At 69.3% G+C, this 13,628-nt stretch carries 19 protein-coding genes; 17 read left to right on the forward strand and 2 right to left on the reverse strand.

Annotated features, from left to right (window positions below; genetic code table 11):
* The first annotated feature begins 9 nt into the window (after positions 1-9).
* From rpsE to rplQ, 13 genes are all read left to right on the forward strand, one after another.
* Positions 10-690 carry a 30S ribosomal protein S5 gene (rpsE, locus tag N8N77_RS11870; protein ID WP_261167074.1) on the forward strand — a complete coding sequence of 227 codons (681 nt, stop codon included), beginning with the start codon at positions 10-12 and terminating at the stop codon, positions 688-690.
* The gene (rpmD, locus tag N8N77_RS11875; RefSeq protein WP_261167075.1) at positions 690-875 is read left to right on the forward strand and encodes a 50S ribosomal protein L30; all 186 of its coding nucleotides are present in this window, start codon (positions 690-692) and stop codon (positions 873-875) included. Before rpsE ends, rpmD begins: the two co-directional genes overlap by 1 nt.
* Positions 875-1,336, forward strand: a complete 462-nt coding sequence (rplO, locus tag N8N77_RS11880) for a 50S ribosomal protein L15 (protein WP_261167076.1) — start codon at positions 875-877, stop codon at positions 1,334-1,336. Before rpmD ends, rplO begins: the two co-directional genes overlap by 1 nt.
* Before the next feature lie 105 nt (positions 1,337-1,441).
* Positions 1,442-2,767 (forward strand): preprotein translocase subunit SecY, encoded by a 1,326-nt coding sequence (gene secY, locus N8N77_RS11885; protein ID WP_261167077.1) that lies wholly within the window; start codon positions 1,442-1,444, stop codon positions 2,765-2,767.
* Complete coding sequence (locus tag N8N77_RS11890) at positions 2,764-3,357, forward strand: adenylate kinase (RefSeq protein ID WP_261167078.1); 594 nt, start codon at positions 2,764-2,766, stop codon at positions 3,355-3,357. Before secY ends, N8N77_RS11890 begins: the two co-directional genes overlap by 4 nt.
* A gap of 1 nt (position 3,358) precedes the next feature.
* Complete coding sequence (map, locus tag N8N77_RS11895; RefSeq protein ID WP_261167079.1) at positions 3,359-4,204, forward strand: type I methionyl aminopeptidase; 846 nt, start codon at positions 3,359-3,361, stop codon at positions 4,202-4,204.
* Between the two features lie 27 nt (positions 4,205-4,231).
* Positions 4,232-4,909, forward strand: coding sequence for a thioredoxin domain-containing protein (locus N8N77_RS11900; RefSeq protein ID WP_261167080.1), 678 nt, complete (start codon positions 4,232-4,234; stop codon positions 4,907-4,909).
* Positions 4,910-5,120: 211 nt separating this feature from the next.
* On the forward strand, positions 5,121-5,339 hold the full coding sequence (infA, locus tag N8N77_RS11905; RefSeq protein WP_029151296.1) for a translation initiation factor IF-1: 219 nt from the start codon (positions 5,121-5,123) through the stop codon (positions 5,337-5,339).
* A 59-nt stretch (positions 5,340-5,398) separates the two neighbouring features.
* Positions 5,399-5,515, forward strand: coding sequence for a 50S ribosomal protein L36 (rpmJ, locus tag N8N77_RS11910; RefSeq protein WP_055821300.1), 117 nt, complete (start codon positions 5,399-5,401; stop codon positions 5,513-5,515).
* Between the two features lie 148 nt (positions 5,516-5,663).
* Positions 5,664-6,038, forward strand: coding sequence for a 30S ribosomal protein S13 (gene rpsM, locus N8N77_RS11915; RefSeq protein ID WP_261167081.1), 375 nt, complete (start codon positions 5,664-5,666; stop codon positions 6,036-6,038).
* 25 nt (positions 6,039-6,063) lie between these two features.
* Positions 6,064-6,462 (forward strand): 30S ribosomal protein S11, encoded by a 399-nt coding sequence (rpsK, locus tag N8N77_RS11920; protein ID WP_261167082.1) that lies wholly within the window; start codon positions 6,064-6,066, stop codon positions 6,460-6,462.
* Between the two features lie 148 nt (positions 6,463-6,610).
* A complete protein-coding gene (locus tag N8N77_RS11925) occupies positions 6,611-7,600 on the forward strand; it encodes a DNA-directed RNA polymerase subunit alpha (protein WP_261167083.1) in 990 nt (329 codons plus the stop codon).
* Positions 7,601-7,635: 35 nt separating this feature from the next.
* Positions 7,636-8,208, forward strand: a complete 573-nt coding sequence (gene rplQ / locus N8N77_RS11930) for a 50S ribosomal protein L17 (protein ID WP_261167084.1) — start codon at positions 7,636-7,638, stop codon at positions 8,206-8,208.
* 63 nt (positions 8,209-8,271) lie between these two features.
* Here the strand turns inward: rplQ and N8N77_RS11935 are convergent, their stop codons facing one another.
* Positions 8,272-9,141, reverse strand: coding sequence for an NAD(P)H-binding protein (locus tag N8N77_RS11935; RefSeq protein WP_261167085.1), 870 nt, complete (start codon positions 9,139-9,141; stop codon positions 8,272-8,274).
* Between the two features lie 83 nt (positions 9,142-9,224).
* On the opposite strand from N8N77_RS11935, the gene N8N77_RS11940 reads away from it, so the two are divergent.
* Complete coding sequence (locus tag N8N77_RS11940) at positions 9,225-9,956, forward strand: YafY family protein (RefSeq protein WP_261167086.1); 732 nt, start codon at positions 9,225-9,227, stop codon at positions 9,954-9,956.
* 18 nt (positions 9,957-9,974) lie between these two features.
* Here the strand turns inward: N8N77_RS11940 and N8N77_RS11945 are convergent, their stop codons facing one another.
* A complete protein-coding gene (locus tag N8N77_RS11945; RefSeq protein WP_261167087.1) occupies positions 9,975-11,468 on the reverse strand; it encodes a SulP family inorganic anion transporter in 1,494 nt (497 codons plus the stop codon).
* Between the two features lie 110 nt (positions 11,469-11,578).
* Here N8N77_RS11945 and N8N77_RS11950 point away from each other — a divergent pair, with 110 nt between their 5' ends.
* The 3 genes from N8N77_RS11950 (at position 11,579) to truA (ending at position 13,604) form a co-directional block, all read left to right on the forward strand.
* Positions 11,579-11,944, forward strand: coding sequence for a MerR family transcriptional regulator (locus tag N8N77_RS11950; RefSeq protein WP_261167088.1), 366 nt, complete (start codon positions 11,579-11,581; stop codon positions 11,942-11,944).
* A gap of 53 nt (positions 11,945-11,997) precedes the next feature.
* Entirely contained in the window at positions 11,998-12,684 is a 687-nt protein-coding gene (gene mtnN / locus N8N77_RS11955) for a 5'-methylthioadenosine/S-adenosylhomocysteine nucleosidase (RefSeq protein WP_261167089.1), read from the forward strand.
* Positions 12,685-12,755: 71 nt separating this feature from the next.
* Positions 12,756-13,604 carry a tRNA pseudouridine(38-40) synthase TruA gene (gene truA / locus N8N77_RS11960; protein WP_261167159.1) on the forward strand — a complete coding sequence of 283 codons (849 nt, stop codon included), beginning with the start codon at positions 12,756-12,758 and terminating at the stop codon, positions 13,602-13,604.
* Positions 13,605-13,628 lie beyond the last annotated feature (24 nt).

The following is a 13,628-nucleotide window of genomic DNA, read 5'->3' on the forward strand; positions in this document are numbered from 1 at the left end:
GAGACCCCAGTGACCGCCGACCAGGCAGCGACCACCGAAGCCGCTCCGGCGGTGACCGAGCAGGCCGCCGGCACCGAGCAGCGCGACGAGCGTCGGGGTGGCCGCGGCGGCCGCGACAACCGTCGTCGTGACAACGACCGCGGTGGCCGTGGCGCCGACAGCCAGTTCCTCGAGCGTGTGGTGACGATCAACCGCGTGTCGAAGGTCGTCAAGGGCGGTCGCCGCTTCAGCTTCACGGCCCTCGTGGTCGTGGGTGACGGCAACGGCGTCGTGGGCGTCGGCTACGGCAAGGCCCGCGAGGTGCCCCTGGCCATCTCGAAGGGCGTCGAGGACGCCAAGCGCAACTTCTTCCGCGTGCCCCGCGTGGGCAGCACCATCCCGCACCCCGTGCAGGGTGAGGCCGCCGCGGGCGTCGTGCTGCTGCGTCCGGCCGCCGCCGGTACCGGTGTTATCGCCGGTGGCCCGGTGCGTGCCGTGCTCGAGTGCGCCGGCATCCACGACGTGCTGTCGAAGTCGCTCGGTTCGTCGAACACGATCAACATCGTGCACGCGACCGTCGAGGCCCTGAAGCAGCTCGAGGAGCCGCGCGCGGTCGCCGCGCGCCGTGGCCTCGACTTCGATCAGGTCGCGCCGGCGCGTCTCGTTCGTGCGGAGGCCGAGGCCGCCGCTGCTGCGAAGGTAGGTGCCTGATGGCCGCGCGTCTGAAGGTGACGCAGATCAAGTCCAAGGTGAGCGAGAAGCAGAACCAGCGTGACACGCTGCGCAGCCTCGGTCTCAAGCGGATCGGCGACTCGGTCGTCCGTCCCGACGACCAGCAGACGCGCGGGTACGTCCGCGCGGTCGCTCACCTCGTCAAGGTTGAGGAGATCGACTGATGGCTGAGAACAACTCCGAGCGCGGCAGCGTTCTGAAGGTCCACCACCTCCGTCCGGTCCCGGGCGCCAACACCGCGAAGACCCGCAAGGGTCGCGGTGAGGGCTCGAAGGGTAAGACGGCCGGCCGCGGTACGAAGGGCACGAAGGCCCGCAACACCGTGAAGGTCGGTTTCGAGGGTGGCCAGATGCCGCTGCACATGCGCACCCCGAAGCTGCGCGGGTTCAAGAACCCGTTCCGCGTCGAGTACCAGGTCGTGAACCTGGACAAGCTCGCGGAGCTCTACCCGCAGGGTGGCGACGTGACCGTCGCCGACCTCGTGGCCAAGGGCGCGGTCCGCAAGAACGAGAAGGTCAAGGTTCTCGGGAACGGCGACATCTCGGTCGCGCTGAACGTGTCGGTCGACAAGGTCTCGGGCTCCGCGGAGCAGAAGATCGTCGCCGCGGGCGGCAGCGTCAAGTAACGCCGATCAGAGGGGTCGGGATCCGGAAGGGTCCCGGCCCCTCTTGCGTTAGGCTGGTGCAGGCTCTGCCGAGGGCGAGCCGCAAGTTTCCAGGGAGGCAACCCCTTGTTCAGCGCCATCGCGCGGATCTTCCGCACGCCCGATCTGCGGCGGAAGATCGGTTTCACCATCGGGATCATCGTGATCTACCGGCTCGGTGCCCACATCCCCGCGCCCTTCGTGCACTTCCCCAACGTCCAGAGCTGCATCGACCAGACCTCCGGTGCCGAGGGCCTGCTCTCCCTGGTGAACCTCTTCTCCGGAGGCGCCCTCCTGCAGCTGTCGATCTTCGCGCTCGGCGTCATGCCGTACATCACCGCGACGATCATCGTGCAGCTCCTGCGCGTGGTCATCCCGCACTTCGAGACTCTCTACAAGGAGGGTCAGTCGGGGCAGGCCAAGCTCACGCAGTACACGCGCTACATCACGATCGCGTTGGCGCTGCTGCAGTCGACGACGCTCGTCACGGTCGCCCGCACGGGTCAGCTCTTCGGCGTCACGGGCATCGCGGAGTGCAACCAGCTGCTCGTGAACGACGTGTGGTGGGCGCAGCTGCTCGTCATCATCTGCATGACCGCCGGCACGGGCCTCATCATGTGGTTCGCCGAGCTCGTGACCGAGCGCGGCATCGGCAACGGCATGTCGCTGCTCATCTTCACATCGATCGCGGCGACGTTCCCCGGCGCCATGGGCGCCATCTGGCAGGCGCAGGGCTTCGAGATCTTCCTGCTCGTGCTCGCGGTCGGCATCGTCCTCATCGCGCTCGTCGTGTTCGTCGAGCAGTCGCAGCGGCGCATCCCGGTGCAGTACGCCAAGCGCATGGTGGGCCGCCGCACCTACGGCGGCACGAACACCTACATCCCGATCAAGGTGAACATGGCGGGCGTCGTGCCGGTCATCTTCGCCTCGTCGCTGCTGTACATCCCGGCCCTCGTGGCGCAGTTCAATGCGACGCCGGACGCCGAGGGCAACGTTCCCGAGTGGGTCACGTGGATCAACACGTACTTCACGAACGGCGACCACTGGCTGTACATGCTCGTGTACTTCCTGCTGATCATCGGCTTCACGTACTTCTACGTGGCCATCACGTTCAACCCGGTCGACGTCGCCGACAACATGAAGAAGTACGGCGGCTTCATCCCCGGCATCCGCGCCGGAAGGCCCACCGCCGAGTACCTCGACTTCGTGCTCACGCGCATCACGTTCCCCGGCTCGATCTACCTCGGCCTGATCGCGCTCATCCCGCTCATCGCGCTGGCGACCGTGCAGGCGAACCAGAACTTCCCGTTCGGCGGCGCGTCGCTGCTGATCATGGTCGGTGTCGGCCTCGAGACGGTGAAGCAGATCGACGCGCAGCTGCAGCAGCGCCACTACGAAGGACTCCTCCGATGACCACACGACTTCTCATCGTCGGCCCGCAGGGCTCGGGCAAGGGCACCCAGGGCGTCCGGATCGCCGAGGCGTTCGGCGTCCCGGTGGTCTCGACCGGCGACATCTTCCGCGCGAACATCAAGAACAACACCCCGCTCGGTCAGAAGGTGAAGGCGATCACCGACGCCGGCGACCTCGTCCCCGACGAGGTCACGAGCGAGATCGTGCGCGACCGCCTCGCCGAAGACGACGCGCGCGAGGGCTTCCTGCTCGACGGGTACCCGCGCAACACGGCGCAGGTCGGGCATCTCGACGAGTTCCTGTCCGGCCGCGGCGAGGCGCTCGACGCCGTCATCGTGCTGGACGTGCCGCGCGAGGAGAGCCTGAAGCGCCTCACGCTGCGCGCCGAGCAGGAGGGCCGTTCGGACGACACGACCGACGTCATCGCGAGGCGCCTGGACATCTACGAGTCGGAGACCGCGCCGATCATCGACGTGTACGCCCCGCGCGGCATCGTCGATCGTATCGACGGCGTGGGCTCGCTCGACGAGATCACCGAGCGCATCTTCGCGGCGCTCGAGGCGCGCGGTCTCGCGCGCGCCGCGGCCTGACGTGTTCCGCCGCTCCGCGTACAAGACACCCGCCCAGCTGCGGGCGATGGTCGCGCCCGGCCTCATCACGCACGCCGCGCTCGAAGCCGTGCGGGCCGCGATCCGGCCGGGGATGACCACTCTGGAGCTCGACGCGATCGCGGAGGCGGCGATCGTGGAGCGCGGTGCGCACTCGAACTTCCAGCTGGTGCCGGGCTACCACCACACGATCTGCGTGTCCGTCAACGACGAGGTCGTTCACGGGATCCCGGGCGACCGTGTTCTCGAGCCGGGCGACATCGTCTCGGTCGACTGCGGCGCGGAGACGCCCGATGGCTGGAACGGCGACTCGGCGATCACGATCGTGCTTCCCGACGCCGAGCGCCCCGAGCTCGTGGCGCGGCGCGAGGAGCTGAGCGAGGTCACGCGGTCGTCGATGTGGGCCGGGATCGCGGCGCTCGCGACGGCCCGCCACCTCGGTGAGGTCGGCGCGTCGATCGAGGAGCACATCGAGGCGAACCCGCTCGCGTCGGGGGCGCCCGCCGGCATCCTGCGCGACTACGTCGGACACGGCATCGGCCGCAGCATGCACGAGCCGCCCACGCTGTTCAACTACCGCACGCCGCAGGCGGGCGCCCGCGTGAAGCCGGGGCTCGCCATCTGCGTCGAGCCCATGATGACCTCGGGATCCGAGGCCGTGTTCGTCGAGGACGACGAGTGGACCGTCACGACCGAGGACGGTTCGGACGGCGCACACTGGGAGCACAGTGTGGCCGTGCATGATGGGGGCGTATGGGTGCTGACCGCCCCCGACGGCGGCGCCGAGGGGCTCGCGCCGTTCGGCGTCACCCCCACGCCCCTCGCCTGAGACCCGCGCAAGACCGACGGAGGAACAATGGCCGCTGCCCGCAAGACCAACTGGGTCGCAATCTGGATCTCGGCGGCCGTCGTGGTCGCCATCGCCGTGATCGCGGTGCTCGTGGTGCAGATGAACCGCCAGGCGGTGGCGCTGGCCGAATCGCCCGCGTCGGCGGTCGTCGATGAGGAGACCGGAGCGATCACGCTGGGCGACGGCCCCAACGTGCTCGAGGAGTACCTCGACTTCATGTGCCCGTACTGCCACGAATACCACGAGACCTACGGCGAGGATGTGGCCGAGCTCGTCGAGGAGGGCGAGGTCACGCTCAACGTCCACCCGATCGCGATCCTCGACTCGCAGTCGAACGGCACGCAGTTCTCCACGCGCGCCGCCGGAGCGGTGTACTGCGTGGCCGAGGCGAACCCGGACGCGGTGTATCCGTTCATCGATGCGCTCTTCCGTGATCAGCCCCGCGAGGGGACCGAGGGTCTGTCGGACGACCAGATCGCGGGTCTCGCGTCGGAGGCCGGGGCCGGCGACGCCGCGTCGTGCATCGCCGACGGCGAGTACATGGACTACGTGACGAAGATGACGCCCGAGACGCCGGTGGCTCCCGGCGCGTCGGGGATCAGCACGCCCACGATCCTGCTGAACGACGAGTTCGTCAGCCTCACGTGGGACCCGCAGGCCGACATCATCGACAAGCTCCAGTAAAAACGCCGGCTTCGACAGCGCGGCGCCGGGCGTCCGCGACCGCGGCGAATCACGGCGGTCGGCGTCGGGGCGGTGACACGCGGTTTGCCGAATCAGGGCCGGTCGTCTACCATGGATCTTTGGTGCCTTGCGCCTATTTTCGGCGTGTCATCCGGCACCGATCCCCAACCACCGCAGACCGGCCGGTCTGCAAGAGAGCGATAGCGAGTTTATGGCTAAAGACGGTGTCATCGAGATCGAGGGCACGGTGTCCGAGGCGCTGCCGAACGCGATGTTCCGCGTCGAGCTGACGAACGGTCACAAGGTGCTCGCCACGATCTCGGGAAAGATGCGGCAGAACTACATCCGCATCATCCCCGAGGACCGCGTGGTCGTGGAGCTGAGCCCCTACGACCTGACCCGCGGCCGCATCGTCTACCGCTACCGCTGAGTCCGGCCGAGAAGTAACGGCCCCCGCTCGCGGGGTACGAAGACAGCGACAGGAAAATCATGAAGGTCAACCCCTCCGTCAAGCCCATCTGCGACCACTGCAAGGTCATTCGCCGCAACGGCCGCGTGATGGTCATCTGCAAGAGCAACCCGCGCCACAAGCAGCGCCAGGGCTGACGGCTCCGCCTCGGCGGGCCCGCAGGACGTCACAACTCAACAATCGCATTCGGCAGGATCAGAACCCGCGTGAGCGGGGGACACCTCGGGGCGGAGGCCCGGGCACCGATCCTGCTCCACACCTCCACCGAACAACAGGAGAAGTCGCATGGCACGTCTTGCCGGCGTCGACATCCCGCGCGACAAGCGCGTGGTGATCGCCCTCACGTACATCTACGGCGTGGGCCGTACCCGCTCGAACGAGATTCTCGCTGCCACGGGCATCGACGAGAACATCCGCGTCAAGGACCTCACGGACGACCAGCTGGTCGCGCTCCGTGACTACATCGAGGCCAACTACAAGGTCGAGGGTGATCTGCGCCGCGAGGTCGCCGCCGACATCCGCCGCAAGGTCGAGATCGGCTCGTACGAGGGCCTCCGCCACCGTCGCGGCCTTCCCGTGCGCGGTCAGCGCACCAAGACGAACGCGCGCACCCGCAAGGGCCCGAAGCGCACCGTCGCCGGTAAGAAGAAGGCCCGCTAAGCGCGGATAGGCAGGAGACGAGGATATGGCTACCCCCAAGACCGCTGCGCGCAAGCCGCGCCGCAAGGAGAAGAAGAACATCGCGCTGGGCCAGGCCCACATCAAGTCGACGTTCAACAACACGATCGTGTCGATCACGGACCCGTCGGGCGCCGTGATCAGCTGGGCGTCGTCGGGTGGCGTGGGCTTCAAGGGCTCGCGCAAGTCGACGCCGTACGCCGCCGGCATGGCCGCGGAGTCGGCCGCGCGTCAGGCGCAGGAGCACGGCGTCAAGAAGGTCGACGTGTTCGTCAAGGGCCCGGGTTCGGGTCGCGAGACCGCGATCCGCTCGCTGCAGGCCGCTGGCCTCGAGGTCGGCTCGATCCAGGACGTGACGCCGCAGGCGCACAACGGCTGCCGCCCCCCGAAGCGCCGCCGCGTCTGATCCGTTGCCCCGGAGCGGTGGGCGCCCATCGAGGCGCCCCCGCTCCGGGACTTCGTCGTTCCACCGCGGGCCCCGCCCGCCGAGTACAACTCAAGACCTCGAACCCCCAAGTGTCATATAGCGGGCACTTGATCGAAAGGAACACATAGTGCTCATCGCACAGCGTCCGACCCTCACCGAGGAGAAGATCTCGGAGTTCCGCAGCCGGTTCATCATCGAGCCGCTCGAGCCCGGTTTCGGCTACACGATCGGCAACTCGCTGCGCCGCAGCCTGCTCTCGTCCATCCCGGGTGCCGCCGTCACGAGCATCCGCATCGACGGCGTGCTGCACGAGTTCAGCACGATCCCCGGTGTGAAGGAGGATGTCACCGAGATCATCCTCAACATCAAGCAGCTCGTGGTGTCGAGCGAGCGCGACGAGCCGATCACGGCGTACCTGCGCAAGACGGGCGCCGGCGAGGTCACCGCGGCGGACATCTCGGCCCCCGCGGGCGTCGAGGTGCACAACCCCGAGCTGGTCATCGCGACGCTCAACGACACCGCCAAGTTCGAGCTGGAGCTCACCATCGAGCGCGGCCGCGGCTACGTGTCGGCCGTGCAGAACCGCAACGAGTACGCCGAGGCGGGCCAGATCCCGGTCGACTCGATCTACTCGCCGGTGCTCAAGGTGGCCTACCGCGTGGACGCCACGCGTGCCGGTGAGCGCACCGACTTCGACAAGCTCGTGCTGGACGTCGAGACCAAGCCGTCGATCGCGCCGCGCGACGCGGTGGCGTCGGCCGGTCGCACGCTCGTCGAGCTGTTCGGCCTGGCGCGCGAGCTGAACGTCGAGGCCGAGGGCATCGAGATCGGCCCCGCGCCGGTGCCCGAGGTGCTCTCGAACGAGCTCTCGATGCCGATCGAGGACCTCGACCTGTCGGTCCGCTCGTACAACTGCCTCAAGCGCGAGGGGATCAACACGGTCAGCGAGCTGGTCGCGCTCTCGGAGACGCAGCTCATGAACATCCGCAACTTCGGACAGAAGTCGGTCGACGAGGTGCGCGACAAGCTCACCTCGCTCGGACTGTCGCTGAAGGACTCGGTGCCCGGTTTCGACGGCGCCAACTTCTACGGCGGCTACGACGACGAGACCCTCTGACCCGACGACTTCCGAACACTCTGGAGTAACAAGAAATGCCTAAGCCCACCAAGGGTCCCCGCCTCGGAGGCGGCCCCGCCCACGAGCGTCTGCTCCTCGCGAACCTCGCTGCGGCTCTGTTCACGCACAAGTCGATCAAGACGACCGAGACCAAGGCGAAGCGCCTGCGTCCGCTCGCCGAGCGTCTGATCACGTTCGCGAAGCGCGGCGATCTGCACGCTCGCCGTCGCGTGCTGTCGGTCATCGGTGACAAGGAAGTCGTGCACGTCCTGTTCACCGAGATCGCGCCGCTGGTCGCCGAGCGCGAGGGTGGCTACACCCGCATCACGAAGGTCGGCAACCGCAAGGGCGACAACGCTCCGATGGCCGTGATCGAGCTCGTTCTCGAGCCGGTCGCGACGTCGTCGAAGTCGTCGGCGAAGAAGTCCGCTCCGGTCGCCGAGTCGGCCTCGGCCGAGGAGACCCCCGCCGAGGAGACCCCCGCCGAGGAGACCCCGGCGGAGGACACCGCGGCGGACGCGGGCTCGGAGTCGCCCGAGGAGGGCCAGGCCGCCGAGGAGGCTGCCGAGGACGCCGTCGTCGAGGACGACGCCAAGAAGTCGGAGTAATCAGATTCCGCACGAAGGCCCGCACCGGAAGGTGCGGGCCTTCGTCGTTCCCGTCGCGCGGCGTCAGAGGTGTGGACGTAGTTCGTCTCGCGCCCACGTGGCCAGGCGCGTCGCTGTGGTGGTCACCGCCGTGCGCGCCTGCTCGGGCACGAAGTCGTCGCGCAATCCCGTCGACATGCCGAGCACGGCCTCGGCCGTGGCAGGGGGAAGGCCCGCAGCGAGGTACTGTGCGTGCAGCTGGTCGTCGGACAGGCGCTCGACCGTGACCTCCCTGTCGAGCGCCGCGGTGAGGATCTGGGCGACCTCTGCCCAGGAGAGGTCCTCAGGGCCGTGGACGGCCTGCACGCGTCGCCCCGACCAATCGTGGTTCAGCAGGGTCAGGGCGGCGACCTCGGCGATGTCGCGCGGCGCCACCCAGCTCATGCGGTGATCGAGGGGCAGCACGGTCTGCAGTCTCCCGCTTCGGACCGAGGCGATGTCGAAGAGCAGGTTCGTGAAGAAGTAGCCGCAGCGCAGGTGGGTCACGTCGACGCCGAGGTCGTCGATCGCGACCTCCGTGGCGGCCAGCCCGTCGATCTCCCCGGCGCCGCGTCGCTTCTCGGCTCCCACGCTGCTCTGGAACACCACTCGACGGATGCCGTTGCGCGCGACGGCGGCCGTGAGCGCCTCGGTCGCGCGCGCATAGTCCGTGAGTGGATCGGCCGACTCGGCGGGCGGGTCCACCCAGTAGACGACCTCGACCCCCTCGGTCGCGGCGACGACCTCGTCGGGCTCGCGACAGTCGGCGCGCTCGATGTCGGCATACGCGGTGAGCCACGCCGGAAGTCGTTCGGGATGGCGGGTCAGCAACAACGGTCTGACGCCGGCCCTCACCAGCATGGGCGTGAGGTGGCGCCCCACGTTGCCGTTGGGCGTCGTGACGGCGATTCGCATGCTCGCTCCTTTCGTGGCGGACGCGCACAGCCTAGGGACGGATGCGGCCCGATCCTGTCCGGATCAGGCCGCATCATGGAGCCATGGATTCCCCCACGGGCCGGACGCTCGAGCTCCTGGCGTTGCTGCAGACGGGCCGCGCGTGGAGCGTCCCGGAGCTCGCCGTCCGGCTGCGGGTGAGCGAGCGCACCGTGCGCCGCGACGCGCAGCGCCTCCGCGGTCTGGGCTACGACGTCTCGTCACGACCGGGCCCGGGAGGCGCCTACCGCCTGCGACCGAGCATGCGGATCCCGCCCATGCTGCTCAGCGCGGACGAGATCTCGACTCTCATCACCAGCCTGCTCATCCTCGAGGCGTGGGCGCCGGACGACGCGTCGGTGAGCGCGGCTCGGATCAAGCTGGAGCAGGCGCTCACGCCCACCCTCCGCCGCCGCGCCACAGCGACCGCGCTCTCGACGCACATCCTGCACCAGGGGCCGGCGCCGGTGGACTGGACCCTGATCGGCGTGCTCGCCGACGCCGTCTCCGACGGCGCCCGCGTGCGCTTCCGATACACCGACCTGGATGGGCGCTCGTCGCACCGCACCGTCGAACCGTATCGCCACGTGCTACACCAGCGGCAGTGGTACATCGTCGCGTACGACATCGACCGTGCGGACTGGCGCCTCTTCCGCATGGACCGGATGAGCGACCTGAGGAGCGTCGCGGGGCGGCACCAGCCGCGGGAGTTCCCGTTCGACTCGATCGAGACGTGGCTCACGACAGATTTCGGCAGGGCCGGCCGAACATCGCCACGGCGACCGCGCTCTCCGTAGCGGCGGTGCCCGGCGCCGCTACGGCAGATTGCCCGTGAGGCGTCCGTGGAACTCGCCGCTGGCGTCGTTCATGCCGACGATCTCCACGTCCGCGCCGCGCCGGGCGTACTTGTGCACGATCGCGTCGAGGGCGGCCACGGTGGAGGCGTCCCAGACGTGGGAGCGTGACATGTCGATCACGACGCGCGCCGGGTCGTCGGCGTAGGCGAACTGCGTGGTGAGGTCGTTGGACGAGGCGAAGAACAGTGCGCCCTCCACCTCGTAACGCACCGTCGCTCCGTCGTCGCTCACCCGGCGCGACACCGTGGTGACCTGCGCGACGCGGCGCACGAACAGCGCGGCCGCCGTCAGCACGCCGACGACGACACCCACGGCGAGGTTGTGCGTCACCACCACGGGGACGACCGTGAACACCATGACGGTCGTCTCGCTCTTCGGCATGCGGCGCAGCGTGGCGGGGCGGATGGAGTGCCAGTCGAAGGTGAGGACCGAGACCATGATCATGATCGCCACGAGTGCGGCGATGGGGATGACGGCCATCACCGGCCCGAGGAACCACACGAGCACCAGCAGGAAGAGGCCGGCGGCGAAGGTGGAGACGCGCGTGCGGGCGCCCGAGACCTTCACATTGATCATCGTCTGGCCGATCATGGCGCATCCGCCCATGCCGCCGAAGAAGCCGGACAGCACGTTCGAGACCCCCTGCCCCCACGACTCGCGGGTCTTGTCCGAGTGCGTGTCGGTGACGTCGTCGACGAGCTTGGCGGTCATGAGCGACTCGAGCAGGCCGACGGCCGCCATACCGAGGGCGTACGGCGTGATGATCTGCAGCGTCTCGAAGGAGAGGGGGACGTCGGGGAAGAAGAGCAGCGGCGGCCCCGAGGGCAGCCGGCCCATGTCCGACACCGTCGGCACGTCGATGTTCCCCAGGAAGACGACGAGCGACATGACGATGACCACCACGAGCGGCGCCGGGACGGCGGTGGTGAGCCGGGGGAACAGCCACAGGATGAGCAGGCTTGCGGCGATGATCGGGTAGACGATCCACGGCGCGTCCTCGAAGTGCTGCAGCTGCGCGATGAAGATGAGGATCGCGAGCGCGTTCACGAAGCCCACCATCACGCTGCGCGGGATGAACCGCATGAGCTTCGCGACGCCCAGGATGCCCAGCAGGACCTGGAAGATCCCGCCCAGGATGACGGTGGCGATGAGATAGTCGAGCCCGTACTGCTCGTTCACCGGCGCGATCACCAGTGCCACGGCGGCGGTGGCCGCCGTGATCATCGCCGGGCGGCCACCGAGGAACGCGATCGAGATGGCCATGACGATGGACGAGAACAGTCCCACCTGCGGATCCACCCCGGCCGCGAGGGAGAACGCGATCGCCTCGGGGATGAGCGCGAGCGCGACCACGAGGCCGGCGAGGACCTCGCGCGTCAGGAGCTTCGGGGAGCGCAGCGCCTCGCGGACGGAGGGGCGAGGGCGGTAGCGGTCGGTCACGGGCGCGGGCATGCGTCCTCCAAGGGGGCGGGAAGATGGAGACGGCGACGATGCCGGGCGGCGCGAGGTGCGCCCGGTAACTCTACCGTTACGTGAGAGTTAGATCAAAAGGAGTGGCAGGCATGGCGGGAACGATGCACATCGGCGAGGTCTCCGAGCGCACGCAGCTCTCCCTGCGCACCCTGAGGCACTACGACGAGATCGGGCTCGCGAGCCCCAGCGACCGCACCGCCGGGGGCTTCCGTCTGTACACCGAGACCGACGTGGACCGGCTCCTCCTCATCCGACGGATGAAGCCGCTCGGGTTCTCGCTCGAGCAGATGGGCGAGGTGCTCGCCGCCCGGGACGCGCTCGAGCGCGATCCGCGGGACCCTGCCGCGCGCGCGGCGCTCGAGACCTTCGTCGTGGACGCACAGGAGCGGCGGCAGAAGCTGGCGCGTCAGCTCGAGGCGGCCGACGAGCTGATCTCCCGTCTGCGCGCCGTCTGACGCCCGGTGCGCCCCGATCCGGCCTCCCGGTTGCCACGACGTAGGCTCGGATCGTGACGACGTACGTGATCCAGGTGGCCATGGACGAGGAGGCCGCCCCGTTCCTCGAGGCCGCCGCCGAGGTGAGCGAGCCGATCAGAATCGGCCGCGCAGTGCACCGCGGCGCGGTGCTCGGTGGCCGAACCGTGGTGGTCGTCGTCTCGGGCATCGGCATGGTCAACGCCGCCGTCGCCGCCGCGGGTGCCGTACACCGCTACGGCCCCGAGATCGCGCTCATCGTCGCGGGCACGGCGGGGGGCCTCGCCGGCATGGTCGAGGTGGGCGACGTGATCGTCGGCGTCGAGGCCGTGAACGTCGACGCGGACGCCCGCGCCTTCGGGTACGCGCTGGGCCAGACGCCGGGGATGCCCGAGCGCTACAGCGCCGATCCGGACCTCCGCGAGGCGCTGACGGTGGGTGACGCCGGCGCATCGGTCCGGACCGGCGCCATGGGGTCCGGTGAGAAGTTCGTCACGGTGGAGCTCGCCCACGCGCTGCGCCACGACTTTCCCTCGCTGCTGTCGGTCGACATGGAGACGGCCGCCGTCGCACAGGCCGCGCTCAACCATGGGGTGCGGTTCGCGGTGGCCCGCGGTGTGAGCGACCTGTGCGCGCCGACCCCGGAGCAGTTCGAGACGCACGTCGATGACGCGGCGGCCCGGTCCGCGCGGGTCGTGATCGCGGCGCTGGGGCGGCTGTGACCGGCGCCGGCGATGCCGCGGACGCGCTCCAGTCGACGCACGAGGGCGACGCGGACGAACCGAGCCGCCGGATCCGGCTCGACATCGCCTACGACGGCACGAACTTCCGCGGATGGGCACGCCAGCCGACGCTGCGCACCGTGCAGGGCACCCTGGAGGCCGCGCTCACCCGCATCGCCGGGTCCCCGGTGCTCCTCGCGGTGGCGGGCCGCACCGACGCCGGCGTGCACGCCACCGGTCAGGTCGCCCACGCCGACCTCACCGCACCGCAGTGGGCGCGCCTGACCACGGGCCGTCGCGCGAGCGGGGCCGGACGATCCGCCGACCCCGCGGCCGTCATCGCCCGTCGGCTGACCGGCGTGCTCGGGCCGTACTCCGACGCGGCGGTGCTGCGCACGACGACGGCCCCGGCCGGTTTCGATGCGCGCTTTTCCGCATCGTGGCGGCGCTACGAGTACCGGATCGCCGACACGCGCTCCGGCTACGATCCGCTGCAGCGGCATCGCACCACGCGGGTCCGGGCGCGGCTCGATGAGACGGCCATGGACGAGGCGGCACGCGGCCTCATCGGTCTTCACGACTTCGCGGCCTACTGCAAGCCGCGACCCGAGGCCACGACCATCCGCACGCTGCTGGAGTTCGACTGGCGGCGGGACGAGCGCGGCGTGCTCGTCGCCAACGTCAAGGCGGACGCGTTCTGCCACAGCATGGTGCGCGCCCTCGTGGGCGCGTGCGTCGCCGTGGGGGAGGGCAAGCTCGCCCCCGGCGACCTCCAGGTGCTGCGCGACGCGCAGGAGCGCACGAGCGCGTTCAAGGTGCTCGATGCGCGCGGGCTCACCCTCACGGAGGTGGGCTACCCGGCCGACGATCAGCTGGCTGCCCGGGCGGAGCGCACGCGCAACCGACGCGATCGCGAGTGAATCCCGGCGAAAGGAGAGTCAACC

Origin of the sequence: Microbacterium sp. Marseille-Q6965 (assembly GCF_946151065.1) — a bacterium.
Lineage (GTDB): Bacteria > Actinomycetota > Actinomycetes > Actinomycetales > Microbacteriaceae > Microbacterium.

Coding starts and splice junctions, on each gene's coding strand:
- rpmD (WP_261167075.1), top strand. CDS start 690: ATGGCCGCGCGTCTGAAGGTGACGCAGATCAAGTCCAAGGTGAGCGAG.
- rplO (WP_261167076.1), top strand. CDS start 875: ATGGCTGAGAACAACTCCGAGCGCGGCAGCGTTCTGAAGGTCCACCAC.
- N8N77_RS11890 (WP_261167078.1), top strand. CDS start 2,764: ATGACCACACGACTTCTCATCGTCGGCCCGCAGGGCTCGGGCAAGGGC.
- N8N77_RS11900 (WP_261167080.1), top strand. CDS start 4,232: ATGGCCGCTGCCCGCAAGACCAACTGGGTCGCAATCTGGATCTCGGCG.
- infA (WP_029151296.1), top strand. CDS start 5,121: ATGGCTAAAGACGGTGTCATCGAGATCGAGGGCACGGTGTCCGAGGCG.
- rpmJ (WP_055821300.1), top strand. CDS start 5,399: ATGAAGGTCAACCCCTCCGTCAAGCCCATCTGCGACCACTGCAAGGTC.
- rpsM (WP_261167081.1), top strand. CDS start 5,664: ATGGCACGTCTTGCCGGCGTCGACATCCCGCGCGACAAGCGCGTGGTG.
- rpsK (WP_261167082.1), top strand. CDS start 6,064: ATGGCTACCCCCAAGACCGCTGCGCGCAAGCCGCGCCGCAAGGAGAAG.
- rplQ (WP_261167084.1), top strand. CDS start 7,636: ATGCCTAAGCCCACCAAGGGTCCCCGCCTCGGAGGCGGCCCCGCCCAC.
- N8N77_RS11935 (WP_261167085.1), bottom strand. CDS start 9,141: ATGCGAATCGCCGTCACGACGCCCAACGGCAACGTGGGGCGCCACCTC.
- N8N77_RS11940 (WP_261167086.1), top strand. CDS start 9,225: ATGGATTCCCCCACGGGCCGGACGCTCGAGCTCCTGGCGTTGCTGCAG.
- N8N77_RS11945 (WP_261167087.1), bottom strand. CDS start 11,468: ATGCCCGCGCCCGTGACCGACCGCTACCGCCCTCGCCCCTCCGTCCGC.
- N8N77_RS11950 (WP_261167088.1), top strand. CDS start 11,579: ATGGCGGGAACGATGCACATCGGCGAGGTCTCCGAGCGCACGCAGCTC.